19 protein-coding genes are annotated in these 20,533 nt (G+C 74.0%); 10 read left to right on the top strand and 9 right to left on the bottom strand.

Annotation, left to right across the window (positions count from 1 at the left end; genetic code table 11):
* Positions 1-127 precede the first annotated feature (127 nt).
* From ACFVVL_RS33185 to ACFVVL_RS33170, 4 genes are all read right to left on the bottom strand, one after another.
* Positions 128-2,323, bottom strand: a complete 2,196-nt coding sequence (locus ACFVVL_RS33185) for an MMPL family transporter (RefSeq protein WP_387681854.1) — start codon at positions 2,321-2,323, stop codon at positions 128-130.
* 138 nt (positions 2,324-2,461) lie between these two features.
* Positions 2,462-2,851, bottom strand: a complete 390-nt coding sequence (locus ACFVVL_RS33180; protein ID WP_380293655.1) for a DUF302 domain-containing protein — start codon at positions 2,849-2,851, stop codon at positions 2,462-2,464.
* 34 nt (positions 2,852-2,885) lie between these two features.
* A complete protein-coding gene (locus ACFVVL_RS33175) occupies positions 2,886-3,176 on the bottom strand; it encodes a metal-sensitive transcriptional regulator (protein WP_380293707.1) in 291 nt (96 codons plus the stop codon).
* Positions 3,177-3,230: 54 nt separating this feature from the next.
* Entirely contained in the window at positions 3,231-4,601 is a 1,371-nt protein-coding gene (locus ACFVVL_RS33170; RefSeq protein ID WP_387681851.1) for a rhodanese-like domain-containing protein, read from the bottom strand.
* 327 nt (positions 4,602-4,928) lie between these two features.
* On the opposite strand from ACFVVL_RS33170, the gene ACFVVL_RS33165 reads away from it, so the two are divergent.
* From ACFVVL_RS33165 to ACFVVL_RS33155, 3 genes are read left to right on the top strand one after another with little or no spacing between them, the layout of a single operon-like run.
* Entirely contained in the window at positions 4,929-6,380 is a 1,452-nt protein-coding gene (locus ACFVVL_RS33165) for a discoidin domain-containing protein (RefSeq protein WP_387681848.1), read from the top strand.
* Positions 6,377-7,558, top strand: coding sequence for an MFS transporter (locus tag ACFVVL_RS33160; protein WP_387681845.1), 1,182 nt, complete (start codon positions 6,377-6,379; stop codon positions 7,556-7,558). The genes ACFVVL_RS33165 and ACFVVL_RS33160 overlap by 4 nt, the downstream gene beginning before the upstream one ends.
* Complete coding sequence (locus tag ACFVVL_RS33155) at positions 7,555-8,574, top strand: hypothetical protein (protein WP_387681842.1); 1,020 nt, start codon at positions 7,555-7,557, stop codon at positions 8,572-8,574. Before ACFVVL_RS33160 ends, ACFVVL_RS33155 begins: the two co-directional genes overlap by 4 nt.
* A 47-nt stretch (positions 8,575-8,621) precedes the next feature.
* Here ACFVVL_RS33155 and ACFVVL_RS33150 read toward each other — a convergent pair whose 3' ends face one another.
* The gene (locus ACFVVL_RS33150) at positions 8,622-9,368 is read right to left on the bottom strand and encodes an SDR family oxidoreductase (protein ID WP_380293665.1); all 747 of its coding nucleotides are present in this window, start codon (positions 9,366-9,368) and stop codon (positions 8,622-8,624) included.
* Positions 9,369-9,501: 133 nt separating this feature from the next.
* Positions 9,502-10,398, bottom strand: a complete 897-nt coding sequence (locus tag ACFVVL_RS33145; RefSeq protein ID WP_387681839.1) for an RNA polymerase sigma-70 factor — start codon at positions 10,396-10,398, stop codon at positions 9,502-9,504.
* 176 nt (positions 10,399-10,574) lie between these two features.
* Here ACFVVL_RS33145 and ACFVVL_RS33140 point away from each other — a divergent pair, with 176 nt between their 5' ends.
* Positions 10,575-11,033: a cupin domain-containing protein gene (locus tag ACFVVL_RS33140; protein WP_387681836.1), complete on the top strand. Its 459-nt coding sequence runs from the start codon at positions 10,575-10,577 to the stop codon at positions 11,031-11,033.
* 53 nt (positions 11,034-11,086) lie between these two features.
* On the opposite strand, the gene ACFVVL_RS33135 is transcribed toward ACFVVL_RS33140, so the two are convergent.
* The gene (locus ACFVVL_RS33135; protein ID WP_387681833.1) at positions 11,087-11,560 is read right to left on the bottom strand and encodes a carboxymuconolactone decarboxylase family protein; all 474 of its coding nucleotides are present in this window, start codon (positions 11,558-11,560) and stop codon (positions 11,087-11,089) included.
* Between the two features lie 108 nt (positions 11,561-11,668).
* Complete coding sequence (locus ACFVVL_RS33130) at positions 11,669-12,160, bottom strand: DUF1269 domain-containing protein (RefSeq protein ID WP_387681830.1); 492 nt, start codon at positions 12,158-12,160, stop codon at positions 11,669-11,671.
* A 301-nt stretch (positions 12,161-12,461) separates the two neighbouring features.
* Between ACFVVL_RS33130 and ACFVVL_RS33125 the strand changes: the two genes are divergently transcribed.
* Positions 12,462-15,209 carry a cation-translocating P-type ATPase gene (locus ACFVVL_RS33125; RefSeq protein WP_387681828.1) on the top strand — a complete coding sequence of 916 codons (2,748 nt, stop codon included), beginning with the start codon at positions 12,462-12,464 and terminating at the stop codon, positions 15,207-15,209.
* Between the two features lie 7 nt (positions 15,210-15,216).
* Here ACFVVL_RS33125 and ACFVVL_RS33120 read toward each other — a convergent pair whose 3' ends face one another.
* Entirely contained in the window at positions 15,217-16,209 is a 993-nt protein-coding gene (locus ACFVVL_RS33120; RefSeq protein WP_380293677.1) for a LacI family DNA-binding transcriptional regulator, read from the bottom strand.
* A gap of 130 nt (positions 16,210-16,339) precedes the next feature.
* Between ACFVVL_RS33120 and ACFVVL_RS33115 the strand changes: the two genes are divergently transcribed.
* From ACFVVL_RS33115 to ACFVVL_RS33095, 5 genes are all read left to right on the top strand, one after another.
* A complete protein-coding gene (locus ACFVVL_RS33115; RefSeq protein WP_380293679.1) occupies positions 16,340-17,260 on the top strand; it encodes a ribokinase in 921 nt (306 codons plus the stop codon).
* 45 nt (positions 17,261-17,305) lie between these two features.
* A complete protein-coding gene (locus ACFVVL_RS33110) occupies positions 17,306-18,652 on the top strand; it encodes an NtaA/DmoA family FMN-dependent monooxygenase (protein WP_387681824.1) in 1,347 nt (448 codons plus the stop codon).
* A gap of 28 nt (positions 18,653-18,680) precedes the next feature.
* The gene (locus tag ACFVVL_RS33105) at positions 18,681-19,211 is read left to right on the top strand and encodes a flavin reductase family protein (RefSeq protein ID WP_387681821.1); all 531 of its coding nucleotides are present in this window, start codon (positions 18,681-18,683) and stop codon (positions 19,209-19,211) included.
* Positions 19,204-19,680: a riboflavin kinase gene (locus ACFVVL_RS33100; protein ID WP_380293685.1), complete on the top strand. Its 477-nt coding sequence runs from the start codon at positions 19,204-19,206 to the stop codon at positions 19,678-19,680. Before ACFVVL_RS33105 ends, ACFVVL_RS33100 begins: the two co-directional genes overlap by 8 nt.
* A gap of 117 nt (positions 19,681-19,797) precedes the next feature.
* On the top strand, positions 19,798-20,502 hold the full coding sequence (locus ACFVVL_RS33095) for a nicotinamide riboside transporter PnuC (RefSeq protein WP_380293687.1): 705 nt from the start codon (positions 19,798-19,800) through the stop codon (positions 20,500-20,502).
* The last annotated feature ends 31 nt before the right edge of the window (positions 20,503-20,533 follow it).

Here is a 20,533-nt window from a genome sequence, read left to right as displayed (position 1 = left end):
TACCGGGAATCCCCGGTACGGCCCGACGCGTGTGCGCGGCCGCAGCGGCGCGGCACGGGTCGCCGCACGACGACGCCGGCCCGGCCCGCCACGGGGGCGGGCCGGGCCGGGCGCGGCCGGACGGGGCTCAGTCGTGCGAGAAGGAGATCCTCGGCAGCACCCGGTCGAGCCAGGCCGGCGTGCGCCAGGCGGCGGCGCCGGTGAGGCGGAGCAGGACCGGCAGGAGCACCAGGCGGACCAGCGCGGCGTCCAGGAGGACGGCGACGCCGAGCACGATGCCCATCTCCTTGGGCGGAAGCGGCCCGGACAGGGCGAAGGTGAAGAACACCGCGACCATCACGCCCGCCGCCGCGAAGATCACCCGGCCGGAGTGGGCCAGCGCGCCGACCATGGCCTCGCGCGGATCGCCGGTGCGCTCGTAGTGCTCCTTGGCGGAGGCGAGCAGGAAGACCGTGTAGTCCATCGCGATGGCGAAGATCATCGCGAAGAAGAACACCGGCGCCCAGCCGTCCAGGAAGCCCTGCGACGTGAAGCCGAGCAGCCCCGCGCCGTGGCCGTCCTGGAAGACCAGCCGGGCGACGCCGAAGGCCGCGCCGGTGGACAGCAGGCTGGCGGCCGTGCCGAGCGCCGCGATCAGCGGGGCGCGCAGGGCGACCAGCAGCAGCAGGAAGCCGAGGCCCATCACCACGCCGATGACCAGGGGGGTCTTCTCGGTCAGCAGGTGCTGGAGGTCCAGGTTCTCCACGGCGGCGCCGCCGACCAGGGTGTCGGCCGGCAGCTCGGCGCGCAGCGCGTCGACGGTGCGGCCCAGATCGGGGCTGGACGGATCCACGGTCGGCACGGCCTGGACGATCGACCAGCCGGAGCCGTCGGAGGCCGGCTGCGCGGGCATCACGCCGGCGATCCCGGGAGTGGCGGCGACGTCGGCGGCGACCGCCGCGGCCCGGTCCGCCGGGGTGAGGATCTGCAGGGCACCGGGCGCTCCGGGGCCGAAGGCCTGCTGGACGGCGGTGTAGCCGGCGCGGGCGCTGGCGTCCTCGGGAAGCACCGTGATGGAGGGCATCGCGGTCCGCAGGCCGATGACGGGCGCGGCCAGTGCGATCAGCGCGGCGAGCGCCAGGGCGCCGTAGCGCAGCGGGTGCTTCCACAGCCGCTCGCCCCAGGCGGCGAAGCGCGGCGAACGGTGCTCGCCGGACTTCACCCACGGCAGGGCGAGGGAGTCGACGCGGTGGCCGAGCCGGCCGAGCACGGCGGGCAGCAGGGTGAGGGTGGCGGCGAGCACGAACAGGACGGCGAGCATGATGCCGCCGGCCATCGAACGGAACGCGGGGGACGGCACCAGCATCACGGCCGAGAGGCTGACCAGGACGGTCGCACCGGACAGCAGGACGGCCTTGCCGGCGGTGTCCATCGTCTCGGCGACCGCCGCGGTGGAGGCGAGCCGGCCGTCCTGCCCCGGGTTCCGGCGGGCGGCCGCCGCCCGGGCGCTGCGGAAGCGGACCACCAGGAACAGCGCGTAGTCGATGCCGAGGGCGAGGGCGAACATCATCGCGAAGTTCATCGCCCAGACGGAGACCGGGAACAGGTGGCTGATGAGGACCAGCGAGCCGGCCGAGGCGGCGAGGCCTGCCATGGTGAGCAGCAGCGGCAGACCGGCGGCCACCAGGGAGCCGAAGGCGAGGACCAGGATGGCCAGGGTGACCGGCCAGGACATGATCTCGGACTTCATCATGGCGTCGTGGTTGGCCTTGTTGAAGTCGCTCCACAGCACGGACGCGCCGGTGGCGTGGACGTCGACGCCCTCGCTGGAGAGGGCGTTCAGCGGGCCCTTGAGGTCGTCGGCGGCCCGGACCATGTCGTCGGGGGAGGCGTCGGCGCCGGCGAGCAGCACGGCGGTCCGGCCGTCCGGGGAGACGGTCGCGCCGGGCTGCGGCGCCACCACGGTGGAGACGCGGGGGTCGGCCGCCGCGATCTCGCCCGCTCGGGCGATCACCCGCTGGACGTCCGGCTCGGTGACCGGCCGGTCGGCGGCGACCACGATCTGCAGCGCCGAGGAGGCGTTCCCGGCGAAGTGCTGTTCGGCGACCTGCCGGACCTTCACCGACTCCGATCCGTCGGCCTGCCAGCCGGCCCCGGACAGCGCCGAGGTCACCTGGGGCGCGAAGGCGCCGAGGCCGACGACGACCAGCAGCCAGCCGGCCAGCACGGCCTTGAAGTGGCGGACGGACCAGGTGCCGAGCCGTCCGAGCAGGCCCGGGGGAGGGGCCGGGTCGGCCGGCGCGGCGGCGGCCGGCCGGACGGGCGTGGGGGCCGGGTGCTTCACGGGTTGCTCCGTTCCTGCTGCGCCCGAACGGGCGCAAAAATACGGGTGGGGGTATAGGGGAGGCCGAAAGAAGGGGCCCGCTCCGGGCGGGCCCCGTCAGGTTCCTCCCACGTGCGGCCGCTCGGGCGGCACCGCGTCTCAGCCGGTGAGCGCGGCCAGCGCGGCGCGCAGCCGGGCGGCCGCCTCGTCGGCGACGGCCTGCAGCTCGGGCTGCCCGGTGACCCGGACCATCAGCTGCGGGTCCATCGCCTCGACGACGGTGCGGGCGCCGTCCGCGCGGACCACGACGTTGCACGGCAGCAGCAGTCCGATGCGCCGGTCCGCCTGGAGGGCGCGGTGCGCCAGCGGCGGGTTGCAGGCGCCGAGGATGACGTAGTCCTCGGTCTCCGCGCCGAGCTTGGCCCGCAGGGTCGCGCGGATGTCGATCTCGGTGAGGATGCCGAAGCCCTGCTCGGCGAGCGCGGCGCGCACGCGTTCGACGGTCTCGGCGAAGGGCAGGTCGAGGGTGACGGGGATCCCGTAGTCCACGGGGTGCTCCATTCCTGGGGGAGAGGCAGCGGGGTCAGGCGAGGGTGAGGAAGAGCTTCTCCAGTTCGGTCTCGCTCATCGGCGGCGTGTCGCCGTCCGCGGCCGTGCACTGGCGCATGCCGCTGGCCACGATCTTGAACCCGGCCCGGTCGAGGGCGCGGGAGGCGGCGGCCAACTGCGTCACGATGTCGCGGCAGTCCCGCCCGGCCTCGATCATCGCGATCACGCCGGCGAGCTGGCCCTGGGCCCGGCGCAGCCGGTTGAGCACCGCGCCCGCCGCGTCGTCGTCGACCCGTACGGTCGGTCCGTTCGCCGTGTCCTTCACCGTGTCCTCCTCCTCGCTCACCGTTGTCGTCCTCCTCGCTCGTGGCCGCCGGGCTCAGCCGGCCGCGTCCCAGGCGGCGTAGCCGCCCAGCAGGTCGGCGACCTCGCCGCGGCCGTGGTGGCGGAGCAGGCTGGCCGCGATGGAGGAGCGGTGGCCGCCGGCGCAGTGGACGACCAGCGGCCGGTCCGCCGGGATCTCGCCGAGGCGGCCGGGGAGCTCGTTGAGCGGGATGTGCACGGAGCCCTCGACGGCGCCCTCCGCGCGCTCGCCGCAGGTGCGGACGTCGAGCACCAGCGGCGGGTGCTCGTCGGCGAGCGCGCCGCGCAGCTGCTCGACGGTGAGGCGGGCGGCGGGGGTGAGCCGGTCGGCGAGCGCGGGCAGGGCGGCCTCGGGGTCGGCCAGGTGGCCGGCGGTGCGGTCGAAGCCGATGCGGGCGAGGCGGGTGACGATCTCGCCCTCGCGGCCGTCCGGGGCGACGACGAGCAGATCGGCCTCCGGTGCGAGCACGGCGCCGGCCTGCTCGGCGAAGCGGCCGTCGGCGGGGACGTTGACGGCGCCGCGCAGGTGCCCGGCGGCGAACTCCTGCGGGCCGCGGGCGTCGACCACGACCGCCCCGGCGTCCAGGCGGGCCGCGAACTCCTCGGTGGTCAGCGGGCGGTGGGCGGCCGCGGCGTCGAACAGGCCGCGGTCCTGCCGGTTGAGGGCGGCGTCGTGGCCGAAGTAGCCGGGGGCGGCGGACTGGCCGGCCGTGACGATCGCGACGAAGTCTTCCTCGCTCATCGGGGTGCAGGCGTAGTTGGTGGCACGCTGCGCGCCGATGGTGGACTGGCGCTCGGTGGAGAGGTTCTTGCCGCAGGACGAGCCGGCGCCGTGCGCGGGGAAGACCCGGACCTCGTCGGGCAGGCCCATCAGCTTGTGCTGGACGCTGTGGTGCAGCATCCGGCCGAGCTCCTCGGCCGTGGTGCCCACGGAGGCCAGCAGGTCGGGGCGGCCGACGTCGCCGATGAACAGCGCGTCGCCGGTCAGCACGCCGTAGGGGACGGGGTCCGCGGAGTGCTCGAACACCAGGACGCTGATCGACTCGGGGGTGTGCCCGGGGGTCTCCATGATCTCCAGCGTGACGTCGCCCAGGGTGATCCGCTCCCCGTCGGCGAGCTTGCGGATCGGGTACTCGGTCACCGCCCGGCTCCCGTAGCCGATCCACGCGCCGGTGCGCGCCGCCAGCTCCAGGTGTCCGGCGAGGAAGTCGGCGTGGAAGTGGGTGTTGATCACGGCCTCGACGGTGAAGCCGTGCGCCTCGGCGTCGGCGACGTACTCGTCGACGTCCCGGCGCGGGTCGATCACCACCGCGCGGCCGGTGGCCTCGTCGGCGACCAGGTAGGACGCCTGGGAGAGACAGTCGAGGTAGTACTGGGCGAAGAACATGGGGATCTCTCCTGCGTCCGTTTGCTTCCGGTTCAGAGATACCCGGTGGGGTATCTGCTCGCTTCCCACCATACCCCCGGGGGTAAATTTCGGCGAAGGGGGCCGCCCGGCGACCGTGTCCGGGCTCCCGTGCGAGGGGGCTGGAGCCCTCGTTCGGACGGGAGTTCGGCGCGAAGGCGCTATTGTCAGGAAACTTTACTTTCTACTACGCTCCCCTCGCCGGTGGGCACGTGCGTGGTGTGCGCCGGTGTGCAGCTCTCACCGTCTCTGAGGTCAGGGAGTCCGAGGATGCGTCCTGGTGTCTCGGTAAGGCCTGTTCATGTCGGAGTGTTCGCCGCCGTTCTCGTGCTGATCGGCGGCCTGGTGCTCGGTTGGTCCGGGCGGGCGGGAGCGGCGGCCGATCCGCTGCTCTCGCGGGGGAAGGCCGCCACGGCCTCCTCCACGGAGGGGTCGTCCTACGCGGCGGCCAAGGCGTTCGACGGAAGCTCCACCACGCGGTGGGCGAGCGAGGAGGGGAAGGACCCGCAGTGGCTGCGGGTGGACCTGGGGGCGGGCGCCACCGTCTCGCGGGTGAAGCTCAGCTGGGAGTCCGCGTACGCCAAGGCGTACCGGCTGGAGGTGTCGGCGGACGGGGTGACCTGGACGGCGATCGCGGAGGAGAAGGCCGGCAACGGCGGGACGGACGACTGGACCGGCCTGGCCGGCAAGGGCCGCTACGTCCGGATGTACGGGACGGCGCGCGCCACCTCGTACGGGTACTCGCTGTACGAGCTGGAGGTGTACGGGACCCCGGACGCCGGCCCGTCGCCGACCGGCCCGTCGCCGACAGGGCCGTCGCCGACCGGGCCGTCGCCGACCGGGCCCTCGGGCGGGGCGTTCACGGTGGTCGCGGCCGGTGACATCGCCGCCCAGTGCACCGCCTCGGACAGCGGCTGCGCGCACCCGAAGACCGCCGCGCTGGCCCAGCGGATCAACCCGCGCTTCTACCTGACGATGGGTGACAACCAGTACGACGACGCCAGGTTGGCGGACTTCAAGAACTACTACGACAAGAGCTGGGGCGCGTTCAAGGCGAAGACCCACCCGGTGCCGGGCAACCACGAGACCTACGACCCGGCCGGGTCGCTGGCCGGCTACAAGGCGTACTTCGGCAGCATCGCCTACCCGCAGGGCAAGAGCTGGTACAGCTTCGACGAGGGCAACTGGCACTTCGTCGCGCTGGACTCCAACGCCTTCGACCAGAGCGCCCAGACCGACTGGCTGAAGGCCGACCTGGCGGCCAACACGAAGAAGTGCGTCGCCGCCTACTGGCACCACCCGCTGTACTCCTCGGGCGGCCACGGCAACGACCCGGTCTCCCGGCCGGTGTGGCGGATCCTCTACGCCGCCGGCGCCGACCTGGTGCTCAACGGACACGACCACCACTACGAGCGGTTCGCCCCGCAGGACCCGGACGGCAGGGCGACTGCGGACGGCATCGTGGAGATCGTCGGCGGGATGGGCGGCGCCGAGCCTTACCCGATCGAGCAGGTCCAGCCCAACAGCCAGAAGCGGATCAGCGGTGACTACGGCGTGCTGAAGCTGGACTTCACCGACTCCGGCTACGGCTGGAGCTACGTCGGGACGGACGGCCAGGTCAAGGACACCAGCCCCCCCATGGGCTCCCAATTTTTAGGGCCGGGCCCCCCCCCGCCCGCCCGCCCGCCCCCCCCCGCCCGGCGGGGGGGGGGCGGCGCGTCCCCGGCACGGTCGTCGCGCTCGGGGCGGTCAGCCTGGTGACCGACGTCTCCTCGGAGATGGTCACCGCCGTGCTGCCGCTCTACCTGGTGCTGGGCCTCGGCCTCTCACCCCTCCAGTTCGGTTTCCTCGACGGGCTGTTCAACGGTGCCACCGCACTGGTCCGGCTGCTCGGCGGCCGGCTCGCCGACCGGGGCGGCGGCCGTCACCGGACCGTCGCCGGGGCGGGCTACCTGCTGTCGGCGCTCTCCCGGCTCGGGCTGCTGCTGGCCGGCGGCGCGGCCGGCGGGATCGCCGCCGCGCTGGCCGCCGACCGCCTCGGCAAGGGCGTGCGGACCGCGCCCAGGGACGCGATGATCACGCTCAGCGCACCGCCGGAGGCGCTCGGCCGGGCGTTCGGCGTGCACCGGGCGATGGACACCACGGGCGCGCTGCTCGGGCCGCTGGTCGCCTTCGCGGTGCTGTGGGCGACGGCCGACGCGTACGACGCCGTCTTCGTGGTCAGCTTCGCCACCGGGCTGCTCGGCGTCCTGGTGCTGGTGCTCTTCGTCCCGGGCGGCGCGGTCCCGGCCGCCACGGTCCCGCGCTCCGCACCGGAACCGGTCCGCGCCGGCGCACCGGCCGCCGCCGCGCCGAAGCCCGCCCGGCCGAGGCACCGGGTGCTGCGCGACCCCGTGTTCCGCCGGGTGACCGCGGCCGCCGCGCTGCTGGGGGCCGCGACCATCGGCGACTCCTTCCTCTACCTGCTCCTCCAGCGCGGCCTGGACCTCTCGCCCGCGCTCTTCCCGCTGCTGCCGCTCGGCGCGGCCGCCTGCTACCTGCTGCTCGCCGTCCCGGCCGGCCGGATCGCGGACCGGACCGGCCGCCGCACCCCGTTCCTCCTCGGCCACGGCGCGCTGCTCGCGGCCTACCTCACCCTGCTGGCCCCGCTCGGCCCGCTCACCGCAGTGCTGGTCCTCGTCCTGCTGGGCGTCTTCTACGCCGCCACCGACGGCGTGCTGATGGCGCTGGCCGGGCCGGTGCTCCCGGCCGACGGCCGGGCGGGCGGGCTCGCGGTGCTGCAGACCGGGCAGGCGCTGGCCCGGCTGGTCGGGGCGGCCGGGTTCGGCGTCGCCTGGACGTGGTGGGGCCCGCGTCCGGCCCTGGTGGCGGCCGCCCTCGCCCTGGCCGCGGCCCTCGCCGCCGCCTGGAAGATCCTCCCCGGAAGGAACGACACATGACCCCGCCCGCGGTCGTCAAGGCGCGCTCGACCGTGCTGGTCCTCGCCGTGCTCGTCCTGCTGGGCGGCTCGATCGGCTACGTCCTGCACGCCCGCGAGCGCGGCGGCGGGCACCGGCTCGTCGCGGCGGAGGCCTCGTTCACCCTGAACGAGCCCGGCCTCTACTACCGCGACGGCGCCACCGGCCGGGTCGCCCGCACCCCGGGCGCACCGGACGGGCCGTCCTGCGAACGCTTCTACGCGGCGGGGGAGCGGGCCCTGTGCCTGCGGGCGCTGCCCGGCACCCCGGCCCGCACCCAGGCCGTGGTCTACGACCGGGCGTTCACCGAACTGCGGACGGTGACCGTGCCCGGCATCCCCAACCGGGCCCGGGTGTCGCCCTCCGGGCAGGTGCTCTCCTGGACCACCTTCGCGGTCGGCGACTCCTACGCGGCGAGCGGCTTCTCCACCCGCACGTCGATCCTGGACCTGCGCACCGGCTACCTGGTCAAGTCGATCGAGGAGATCCCGCTGACCCTCGGCGGCGCCCGCCACCACGCCGCCGACGTCAACTACTGGGGCGTCAACTTCGCCGCCGACGACAAGCACTTCTACGCCACCGTGGCGACCGGAGGCCGCACCCACCTGGTCGAGGGCGACCTCGACGCGTGGTCGGCCCGCACCCTGCGGGAGAACGTCGAGTGCCCCTCGCTCTCCCCGGACGGCACCCGGATCGCCTTCAAGAAGAAGGTCTCGGACGACCCGGCCGCCCCCTGGCGGCTCTACGTCCTCGACCTGGCGGACCTGCGCGAGCACCCGACGGCCGAGTCGCACAGCGTCGACGACCAGGCCGCCTGGCTGGACGACTCCACCCTCGGCTACGCCCTCCCGGCCCGGCAGGGCAAGGGCTCCGACCTCTGGTCCGTCCCGGCGGACGGCAGCGGCGAACCGCGGCTGCTGGTCCCCGGGGCCTCCTCACCGGTCACCGTGGCACCGGCGACGGCGTCGGCGTCGGCCTCGGCGGCGGCACCCCGCTGACCCGGCGGGGCGGCCCGCCCGCACCGCGCGGGCCGCCCCGGGCCGGCTCAGCCCTGCTGCGCCAGCCAGTCGGCGAAACGCGCCTCGGCGAGCCGAGCGCCCGGGCCGGGCAGCAGCGTGGTCTCCGCCAGTTCGGCGCCGAAGTAGCGGGCCCGCGGGTCCGTCACCACCGTGCGCGGGTCGTCCGTCGCCGCCAGCGCGGTGCGGGCCAGCTCGTCCAGCCCGAAGACCTCGGGGCCGGCCACCTCGACCACCCCGTTGACGGGGGCGCCGACGGCCGTGCGGCCCACGGCGGCGGCCACGTCGTCGGAGCGGACCGGCTGGATCCTGGCGGCGGACAGCCGCACGGTGTCCCCCTCGGTCGCCGCGGCCACGATGCCCTTCGCGAACTCGAAGAACTGGGTGGCGTGCACGATCGAGTAGGGCAGCCCGGAGCCCTTGATCAGCTCCTCCTGCGCCTGCTTGGCCCGGAAGTAGCCGCTGTCCTGGAGCCGGTCGGTGCCGACCACCGAGAGCGCCACGACGTGGGCCACCCCGGCGTCCGCCGCGGCCTTGAGCAGGTTGGCGGTCGAGGTGCGGAAGAACTCCAGCACGGGCCCGTCCTCGAACGAGGGCGAGTTCGACACGTCGACCACCACCGCGGCGCCCTCCAGGACCTCGGCCAGGCCCTCGCCCGTCAGGGTGTCGACACCGGTGCCCGGCGCGGCCGGCACCGCCTCGTGGCCGTGCTCCCTGAGCCCGGCGACCAGCTTCGAGCCGATGAGTCCGGTACCACCGATCACGACGACCTTCATGGGGGATCCTCCCTGAGACTGTTCCGCTGCGGACTGCCCCGCCTCACCAGTAGGACAGCGCACCCCCCGGATCCGTGACAGCGGCCGGGGTGAACCGGGCGGTGTCCGGGTGAACCGGGCGGTGTCGCCGGCCTCAGCCGTCCAGGGAGGCCACGAAGGGCGCCAGCTTGGCCGGGTTCATCACCCACATGATCCGCTCGATCCCCGCTTCGGAGACGTCCAGGCACAGCAGGGCCACGGCGGCGCCGCCGGAGGACACGAGCGCGGCCGGCCGTCCGTTGGCCTCCACCCAGCGCAGGTCCGTCCCCGGCCAGAAGCGCGGCGCGAAGGCCGCCAGGTACCGGGCCACCACGGGGCGGCCGACGATCGGGATCCGGGAGGCGCCACGGATCCCCCCGCCGTCGGTGCGGCTGACGACGTCGGCCGCGAGCAGTTCCTCCAGCACCGCCAGGTCGCCGGTCCGCGCGGCGCCGACGAACACCTCCAGGAGCCGCCGGTGCTCGGCGCGGTCCACCCGCCCCCGGCGTGCGGCGGCCAGGTGCTTGCGCGCCCGGCTGACCAGCTGGCGCGCGTTGGCCTCGCCGGTCTCCACGATCTCCGCGATCCGTGCGTACGGGTAGTCGAAGGCCTCCCGGAGCACGTACGCCGCCCGCTCGACGGGGTTGAGCTTCTCCAGGAGCAGCAGGACGGCCAGCTCGACCGCCTCGGCGCGCTCGGCGCCCAGCTGCGGATCCGCCCGGGTGTCGACCGGCTCGGGGAGCCACGGCCCGATGTACGACTCCCGCCGCACCCGGGCGGAGCGGGCGACGTTGATGGCCAGCCGGGTGGTGACGGTCGCCAGGAACGCGGCCGGTTCGAGGACCTCCGCGTGATCGGTGCGCTGCCACCGCAGCCAGGTCTCCTGGACGATGTCCTCGGCCTCCACCGTGCTGCCGAGGATCCGGTAGACGATCCCGAACAGCTGGGGGCGGACCGCGAGGAACTCCCGGGTGGCCGGGTCGAGCGGATCGGTCCCCGGGTCGGTCTGCATGGCTGGGTCCCTCCAACGGGTGCGGCCGCGGGTGCGGCTGACGGGTGCGGCTGACGGTTGAGGCCGACGGGTGTGTCACAGAACCGCCCGGTCCCCGGTCAGTACCGTCGAAACGGTCGAACGGCCCGCGGCGCGGGATCCCCGCGAACGGGCCGGCCCACGGAAGGAACGAGCCCATGACGGACAAGGACGCGGCCCACCGGCACGGAACCGGCCACCACGACGGACCGGCGGGCTGGACGACCGCGGCGCGGATGCTGCAGGACGCCTCGCCGATCACCGTCCCCGACGGCGCCTCGGCGATGACCGTGCTCATCGCGTGGGAGCCCGGCGACCCGGGCACCCCGCCGCACCGCCACTCGGGACCGGCCTTCGGCTACGTCATCGAGGGCGCCGTCCGCTTCGAGCTGGAGGGCGAGCCCGAGCGGATCGTCGAGGCGGGCGGCACCTTCTGGGAGCCGGGCGGCGACGTCATCCACTACCAGGACGGCAACGCCCTGCCGGACGCGCGCACCCGGTTCGTGGTGACCATGATGTGCGCGCCGGGCCGGCCGATGCTGGAACTGGTCGAGGAGGCCGAGCTGAAGGAACGCGCCCACCTGCGTGCACCCCGCCCGGACGCCCGACCGGCCTGACCGGCCCCGCCCGGGCTCCGGACACCGGCCGCCGCCGGTGTCCGGGGGCCGGCTCAGCCGAACTGGCCGGGCTGGTACGACCCGGCGGGCTGCCGGGTGATGACGTTGATCTGGTTGTAGGCGTTGATCACGGCGATCAGCGAGACCAGCGCCGCCAGCTGGTCCTCGTCGTAGTGCTTGGCGGCGTTCTCCCAGGCCTCGTCGGTGACGCCGCCGGCGGCGTCCGCGATCCGGGTGCCCTGCTCCGTCAGCTCCAGCGCGGCGCGCTCGGCGTCGGTGAACACGGTGGCCTCCCGCCAGACCGCCACCAGGTTGAGCCGCAGGGCGCTCTCGCCCGCGTGCGCGGCGTCCTTGGTGTGCATGTCGGTGCAGAAGCCGCAGCCGTTGATCTGGCTCGCGCGGATCTTCACCAGCTCCTGCGTCGCGTGCGGCAGCCCGGAGTCCGAGAGGACCTTGCCGGCCGAGTTGACGTGGCGCAGGACCTTGGCCCCGACGCCGTTGCCGAAGTAGTCCAGACGGGCGTCCATGGTGTGCTCCTCGTGTCGTGGGGATTCACCTCGTTGACCGGAAACGCCGCCGGAATGTGACAGCGCCGCGATGTGCCCTGCGTCACACGGCGGGCCGGAGGGGCCGGGTCATCCGCCCTCGGTGAACGCCTCGCGCAGCCGCGCCTCCTCCTCGGCCGACAGGTTCGTCTCGATGAGTTCGGCGTGCCGTCCTTCGAACGCGGACCTGACCTGGTCGAGCGCGGCGTCGGCGCTGAGGACGAACAGGGCGGAGGTCCCCGGAGTGACCTCCCGCCGGACCTGCCGGACGAAGCCGTCGTCGATGCCGACGTGGGCCAGATGGCCCCCCAGCGCCCCGCCGGCCGCGCCCACCGCCGCGCCGAGCACCGGGACGAAGAAGATCATCCCGAGGAGGAACCCCCAGAAGGCGCCACCCAGGGCGCCCATGCCCGCGAGGTCGCCCAGGTGACGGGTCCTGGGCTTGCGGGCGTCTCCCGGCCAGCTGACCACGGCCCCGTCCTGGAGCGTGATCAGGTTCTGGCGCTGCAGCTTCCTCAGCGTGTCGAGGGCTTCGTCCGCTCCGGCCGCGGTGGGGAAGCGCCATACCGTCAGGGTCGCCATCATGGCCTCCGGCCGAGGGGGAGCGTACGACAGGCCCATCGTCGGCCCGGATCCCGGGCGCCGCCACGCACGGCGGCCGGACGAACGACCGGGCACCACCGGAAGGACGCCGCCGGATTGCCGCGGGCGCCGGAGGGCCGGAGCGTGGCAGCAGCACTCTCCCGCGTGGCGGGACCCACCGGGCCGTCGCGGGTGACGGGCACTCGACGGTGCGGACCGCGGGGGCACCGGCCGGCGCGCCCCGCGCGGGCGTCCCCGGCCGGGTCCTCGGCGGAAGGGTCCCGGATCGTGAGGAGCGACGATGGCGGAGCAGCCCGGCCCTTCGGGGCGAGGGGAAGCGGAGGCGTGGTACGCCCGGACTCCGGAGGAGGTCGCGGCGCGGCTCGGGGTGGACCCGGCGATCGGGCTCAGCGCCGCCCGGGCGGCCGAGCTGCTCGCCGCGAACGGGCCGAACGCGCTCCCCGAGGAGACGGTGCGGCCCGGCTGGCTGCGCTTCCTCGACCAGTACCGCAGCTACATGCAGATCATCCTGGTGGCGTCGGCGGTGGTCTCGCTGGCGATCGAGGAGTGGACGACCGCGGTGCTGCTCCTCGTGCTGACGCTGTTCAACGCGGTGGTGGGCCTGCGCCAGGAGGGCAAGGCCGAGAGCGCGATGAACGCGCTGAAGTCGATGATGGAGGCGACGGCGCGGGTCCGGCGCGACGGGACCGAGACCGAGATCCCGGCGGAGCAGCTGGTCGTCGGCGACGTCGTGCTCGTCTCGGCCGGGGACGAGGTCCCGGCGGACGGACGGATCGTCGAGGCCAGCGCCCTGCAGATCGACGAGTCGGCGCTGACCGGCGAGAGCGTCCCGGCGCTGAAGGACCCGGGGACGGTGACGGCCGACCGGCCGGGGCCCGGTGACCAGACCGACATGGCGTTCATGAACACCCCGGTCACGCACGGCAGCGGACTTCTCGTCGTCACCGCGACGGGCGCCGGCACCGAGCTGGGGAAGATCTCCGGGATGCTGTCGGCCACCGAGAGGGAGCAGTCGCCGCTGACCAGGGAGCTCAACACCCTGACGCTGTGGATCGCGGCGGCGGCCGGTCTGACCATGGCCGTCATGTTCGCCCTCGGCCGCAGCCGCGGCCAGGCGTGGGACACGCTGTTCGTCAGCGCGGTCTCGCTGGCCGTCGCCGCCATCCCGGAGGCGCTGCCGACGGTCAGCCAGGTGATCCTCTCGGTCGGGAGCCTCAATCTCGCCAAGCGGCACGCGATCGTGAAGGAGCTGCCGTCCGTCGAGACCCTCGGCTTCACCTCGGCCATCAACTCGGACAAGACCGGCACGCTGACGATGAACCAGATGACCGTGGTCGAGGTCCTCAGCCCCACCGACCGCTACACCGTCTCGGGTACCGGCTACCGCCTCGACGGGAGGGTGCACCACGCGGCGGGCTCCTCGGCGGGCATCGAGGACGCCGTCCTGCCCCATCTGATCGCCAACGACGCGAAGCTGGTGGACGGCCGGGTCGTGGGGGACCCGACCGAGGGCGCCCTGCTCGTCCTGGGCCACAAGGCCGGGCTGGACATCGAGGGCACCCGGGAGCGCCTCCCCAGGCTCGCCACGCTGCCGTTCGACCCGGGCTACAAGCTGATGGCCACCTTCAACGCGGCGAAGGACGCGGACGGCCGGCCGGTGGTGCGGTGCTTCGTGAAGGGCGCCGCCCCGGCGGTGACGGCCCGGGCCGGCTCCGCGCTCGCGGGCGGCGCCGGCATCCCCTGGGACCAGGACCTCGCGGCGCGGGCCCGGGCGCAGACCGAGCGGATGGGGGGCGAGGGACTGCGGGTGATGGCCGGGGCCGTCCGGGACCTGGACCCGGCGGACTTCGACCCGGACGGCGATCTCCTGGCGCTCGTTACCGACCTGCGGGTGACCAGCCTGGTGGGCATGGTCGATCCTCCGCGCGAGGAGTCCCGGGCCGCGGTCGCCAGCGCGCAGGCCGCCCACATCCGGGTCCGCATGGTGACGGGGGACGACGTCACCACCGGCGCGGCCATCGCCCGGCAACTCGGCATCCGGGGCGAGGCCGTCCTCGGTGCCGACTTCGCCGCCCTGCCCGAGCCGGAGCGGCTGGCCCGGATCGACGCCATCGGCGTGGTCGGCCGGGTGGCGCCGGAGCACAAGGTCCTGCTCGCCGACACGCTCAAGCGCAAGGGCGACGTGGTCGCGATGACCGGTGACGGGGTGAACGACGCGCCCGCCATCAAGGCCGCCGACATCGGGATCGCGATGGGCAGCGGCACCGACGTCGCCAAGAACGCGGGCCGGATGGTCCTCGCCGACGACAACTTCGCCACCATCGTCCACGCCGTGGCGGAGGGCCGGAAGCTCTACGACAACCTCACCAAGTACATCCGGTTCGTGCTGGTGCTCCTGGTGACCTTCGTGCTGACCTTCCTCGGGGCCACGGTCTTCGACCTCGCGGCGGGGGAGCCGTTCACGCCGGCGCAGGTGCTGTGGATCCACTTCGTCGTCAACGCGCCGTTCGGCTTCGCCCTGGGCTTCGACCGGGAGAGCCCGGGCCTGATGCGGCGCACCCCGCGCCCGCGCGGGGAGACGGTGCTGACCGGGCCCGTCGTGGTCACCGTCGGGCTCGCCGGGCTGGCCGTCACGATCGCCCTGCTCGCGCTGATCAAGCTGGGCGAGGCGCACTACGACAGCCTGCGGGCCGGCAACTCGATCGCGTTCACCGCCTTCGCGCTCTGCCTGATCGTGGCGGCCTACGAGTGCCGCAGCGAGCGGGCGTCGGTGCTGGCCGTCAGCACCTTCGACAGCAAGCAGATGAACATCGCCGCGCTGGTGGAGTTCGTCCTGGCGGTGCTGGTCACCCAGATGGACGTGTTCCACCGCCTGCTCGGGACCACCGACCTCGACGCCCGGCAGTTCGGCTGGGCCCTGCTGGCCGCCGTCGCGCTGCTGCTGCTGTGGGAGCTGGGCAAGCTGACGGCCCGTCGGTCGCCGGCGGCCGGCGGAACCCCGGTCCGCCCGGCGGGACCCGGGCGCTGACGGGTGGTCAGGCGCCGGTGTCGGTCGAGGCGCGGACGACGAGCTGGGGCCGGAAGCGCTCGACGCGTTCGGCGCGTTCGCGGCTCGGTGCCTGAAGCAGGGTCAGTGCGCGTTCGGCCATGGCGGAGAGCGGGTGTCGGATCGAGGTGATGGGCGGGTCGAAGAGTTCGAGTATCTCGGTGTCGTCGAAGCCGGTGACGGCGACCTCCCCGGGCACCGCGACCGAGGAGCGGTGCAGGGTGCTCACCAGACCGACGGCGAGGACGTCCGCGCCGCAGACCACGGCGTCGATCCGGTCGCGCTGCTCGACGATGCGCCGCCCCGCCGTCCGCCCGGCGTCGGTGGTGAAGTTGGGCAGCAGCACGGTGGTGGCGCCTTCGCCCTGGAGGTCGGTGAAGGCCGCGAGGCGCTCCGCGCCCGAGGACGAGGCCTGGTCCGCCGCGACCAGCGCGATCCGGTGACGGCCCGTCTCCTCCAGGTGCTCGACGAGCAGTCGGACGGCGGCCGCGTTGTCGAGGGTGACGGCGACCGTGCCCGATCCCTCGGCCCACCGGTCGAACAGCACCACGGGGCGGCGGGCGGCGGCGTGGCGGACGGCGGGCCCGGACTCCTCGGCCGAGACGGGGACGACGAACAGGCCGTCGACCCGGCCGCCGAGCAGGGTCTCGATCTGCTCGGCCTCGATCGCGGGGTCGTTCGCCGCGTCGGAGACCATGAGCGTGCCGCCGGCGGCCCGGACGTGCTGGGCGATGGCGTCGGCGAGCTGGACGAAGTACGGGTTGGCGAGCGTGGGGACGACCACGCCGACGGTGCCGGTGGTGCCGGTGCGCAGGGCCCGCGCGGAGTGGTTGGCCTGGTAGCCGAGCCGGTGGGCGGCTTCCTCGACCCGGCGGGCGAGCTCCGGGTCGACGTTGCGGGGCGTTCCGGCGAGGACCCGTGAGGCCGTCGCGCGGGAGACGCCGGCGGCCTCGGCCACGTCGAGGAGTCGGGGCGCTGTCACGTGGGGTGTCCTTCGGATGGGTGGGTGATGGGGGCCACGACATCGGGGCGGTCTTTTCACGAGGAGGCTACTTGACGGTTGGGGGGTGCTGGTACAGCATGTCGGAAATCGATCTCCCAAAGGAGCGTCAATGCCGTCCATCACCGTCGTCGGTTCGGTGAACCGCGACCTCGTGCTGAGCGTCGAGGGACTGCCGCACCCCGGCGAGACCGTGCTCGCGCGGCACTTCGCCGAGGGCGCCGGCGGCAAGGGAGCCAACCAGGCGGTCGCGGCCGCGCGGCTCGGCTCACGGGTGCGCCTGGTGGCCCGGGTCGGCGCGGACGCGGCCCCCCTGCTGGCCGCGCTCGCCGCCGAGGGCGTCGACGTCGGGGCGGTGCGGTCGGACGAGCGGCACCCGACCGGCCTCGCCGCGGTGGTCGTCGACGGCGCGGGCGAGAACACCATCGTGGTGAACCCGGGCGCCAACGCCGCCCTCACGGCCGAGGACCTCCCCGCACGGCTGGTCCGCGAGCCCGGCGAGGTCCTCCTCGTGCAGAACGAGATCGCCCCCGAGGTGGTCGACCTGGCGGTCCTGCGGGCCCGTGAGCAGGGCGGGACCGTCGTGTTCAACCCCGCGCCGGCCCGTCCGGTCGACCCGGGGGTGCTGGCGGCGGTCGACGTCCTGGTCCCCAACCTCGGCGAACTCGCCTCCCTGCTCGGAGCCGCCCGGCCCGCCGGCCCGCGCGAGGCGCGGGAACTGCTGGAGCGCGCCGTGCTCCCGTGCCGGGCGGTCGTGGTGACCCTCGGGGCCGACGGCGCCCTCCTCAGGGAGGCCCACGGCCCCGGCGTCACCCACGTCCCCGCGCCGCGCGTGGAGGCGGTCGACACCGTCGGCGCCGGTGACACCTTCTGCGGCGCCCTCGCGGACTCCCTCGGCCGCGGCACCGCGCTGGCGGCCGCCGTCGGGCGTGCCGTGCGCGCCGCTTCGCACGCCGTCACCGGTCTCGGCGCGCAGTCCTCCATGCCCTACGCGTCCCAGCTCGACACCCCCACCCTTCCCTCCGCCTCCTGACACCTCCCCCCACGGGCCCCTCACCAGCACAACGGAGAACCACCCATGAAGAACCTCAAGATCGGCCTGTTCGAGAACGCCCAGACCAACGCGAGCGGCACCGCCACCTGGCGCCACCCCGACAGCCGGCGGCACCTCTTCGACACCCTCGGGTACTGGCGCGAGCTCGCCACGATCTGCGAGGACGCCAAGCTGGACTTCCTCTTCCTGGCCGACGCCTGGGGCTGGTCGGAGATCGACGGCACCCGCCCGCCGATCGCCACCGAGGAGACCCTCGACCTGCCGCGCCTCGACCCGGTGGTCGTGGCGTCCGCGCTGCTGTCGACGACCACCCACCTGGGGCTGGTCATGACCGGGTCCGTCCTGGTCGAGCCGCCCTACGCGTTCGCCCGCCGGATGGCCACCCTGGACCAGCTCTCCGGCGGCCGGATCGGCTGGAACGTCGTGACGACGGGCACCGCCGACACCGCGGTCAAGGCGTTCGGCATGGAGATGGTGGCCCACGACGACCGCTACCGGATGGCCGAGGACTTCCTCGACCTCGTCTACAAGTACTGGGAGGGCGCCTGGGAGCCGGACGCGCTGGAGAAGGACAAGGACGGCCGCTTCGCCGACCCCGCCAAGGTGCACCTGGTCACCCACGAGGGCCCGTTCTTCCGCTCCCAGGGCTACGGCAACACCGCCCGCTCCCCGCAGGGCACGCCGGTCCTCTTCCAGGCCGGGGCCTCGCCCGCCGGGCGCCGCGTCGGCGGACGCCACGGCGAGTGCATGTTCGTGGGCAGCGGTTCCGTCGAGCAGCTCGCCGGGCACACCGCCTCCATCCGCGAGGAGGCGGTCAAGGCGGGCCGCCGGGCCGACGAGGTGAAGGTGATGTCGGCGTTCTCCTGCGTCGTCGGCGCCAGCACCTCCGACGCCGAGCGCCGCTACCGGCGGATCCTGGACGCCCAGCGGCCCGAGGTGACCGTCGCCAGCTACGCCATGTTCACCGGCCTCGACCTCTCCTCCTACGCGCCGGACACCCCCATGACGGAGCTGTCCACCGAGATGTCGCAGACCCAGGTGGCCCGCTTCGCCGGCAAGACCGTCGGCGACGTGCTGGCCGACTGGCACACCCACGGCGTCGGCGCCCGGCCGGTGGTCGGCACCGCCGAGGAGATCGCCGACGAGATCTGCTCCCTCGCCGAGGGCGCCGACCTCGACGGGTTCCTGCTCTCCCCGGCGGTCCAGCCCGCCTCGACCGTCGAGTTCGTCGAGTCGGTGCTGCCGATCCTGCGCAAGCGCGGCGTCTTCCGCGGCGAGTACACGGAGGGCGAGAGCCTGCGCGAGCGGCTCACCGGGGCGGACGACCGCGCGCTGCCGGCCAGCCACCCGGCGGCACAGTACCGGCACTGAGAACAGCACCCGCGAGGAGAGGATGTCGATGACCATGGCCACCCTTGCCCATGACCAGGCCGCAACGTCCACCCCGGCCGAGCTGGACGCGGCCACCCTCCGGCAGGCGTTCGGGGCCTACCCGACCGGCGTGGTCGCGATCGGCGCGCTGCGCGGGGACGAGCCGGTCGGGTTCGCCGCGAGCTCCTTCGTGTCGATCTCCCTGCAGCCGCCGATGGTCGCCGTCAGCGTGGCCCGCACCTCCACCACGTGGCCGCGCCTGGCGGAGGCGGAGGTCCTGGGGCTGAGCGTGCTCAGCCACGGCCAGGGCACGCTCTGCCGGCGCCTGGCCTCCCGCGAGGCCAACCGCTTCGACGGCGTCGCGTGGACGGCGACGCCCGAGGGCGCCGTCCTCGTCGAGGACGCCGCGCTGTGGCTGACGGCCAGGGTGGGCGCCACCTACGACGGCGGCGACCACGAGATCGTGCTCCTGGAACTGCTGAGCGTCGAACTCTTCGCCGGCGTGGAGCCGTTGGTCTTCCACACCAGCCAGTTCCGCGAGCTGCTGCCCCATGCCTGAGAACCCCCTGCCCGGGCCCCCGGCCGCCCGCCCGCACCTCACCGGCACGGTGGTGCACGGCGCCGGCCGGGGCCACGGGCTCGGGTTCCCCACCGCCAACATCGCGGCCGGCCCGGACTCCCCGGTCCCGCCGGCCGCGGTGTACAGCGGCTGGGTGGTCCGCCACCGCACCGGTACGGTCCACCCCGCCACGATCAGCGTCGGGTCGAACCCGACTTTCTGCGACACCGCCGACGTCCACGTCGAGGCGTACTGCCACGACCTCGCGCAGGACGTCTACGGCGAGCGGGTCACCGTCTGGTTCGCCGAACGGATCCGCGACACCGTGAAGTTCCCCTCTCCCTCGGCCCTGGTGCGGGCCGTGCGGGAGGACGTCCTGCGCTCCGAGGAGATCCTCGCCTCGGACCGCGGGCGGCGCGTCCGCGACGACGCGCTCGCCGCCCACCGCGGCACCCGCACCGCTCCCTGAGGCTCCCCGCGCACGGTCCTGCCCCCACCGCCGTGCTCCTCGCCTCCCCGACCGGCCCGAGTCCCGGGCCGCAGCTCACACCCAGGCTTGTTCCCCCAGCAAACAAAGGTGTAGGTCATGAGCGCTCTCGAATGGTTGAACGATCAGTTCAGCTTCTTCGGCATCCCCGTCTACTGGTCCGACTTCCTCGGCAACATCCTGGCGCTCGCGACCGTCTGGCTCGCGCTGCGGCGCTCGCTCGTCGCCTGGCCGGTGCAGATCCTCGGCTCGGTCCTGCTGCTCATCGCGAGCCTGAACGTCCACCTCGGCGGCAACGCCGCCCGCCAGGTCGTGATCATCGTCTCGGCGTCCTGGGGCTGGGCCACCTGGCGGCGCAGCAGGCAGCAGGAGGGCACGATCAACGTCCGCTGGGCCTCCTGGCGCGAGCGGGCGGTCCTCGGTGCGGTCATGGCCGTCGGCACCTTCGCGTTCGCCGCCCTGCTCAAGGCGAACGACGCCTCGTTCTACCCGGGCGCGCCCTGGTGGATGGTCCTCGCCGACGCCTGGATCTTCGTCGGCTCGATCCTGGCGATGTACACCCAGGCCCGCCGGTACGTGGAGTTCTGGTTCGTCTGGCTGGCCGTCGACCTGGTCGGCGTGCCGCTCGCGATCCACTCCGAGCTGTACTTCTCCGGCATCGTCTACGGCATCTTCTTCATCATGGTCCTGATCGGCATCCGCGACTGGGCCTCGCGCAGCAAGGGCCAGGAGATCGCCTCCCCGCTGGAACCGGCGGTCGTCCTGGAGGGCCGCAACGACCGGACTCCGGCCACCGGGTCGTAACCCGACACGGCGGTGCGGTGACGGCCACGTC

This window comes from Kitasatospora sp. NPDC058115 (genome assembly GCF_042884635.1).
Classification (GTDB): domain Bacteria; phylum Actinomycetota; class Actinomycetes; order Streptomycetales; family Streptomycetaceae; genus Kitasatospora.
Note: the sequence above shows the minus strand (reverse complement) of the source record. Positions and strands in the feature narration are given on the sequence as shown.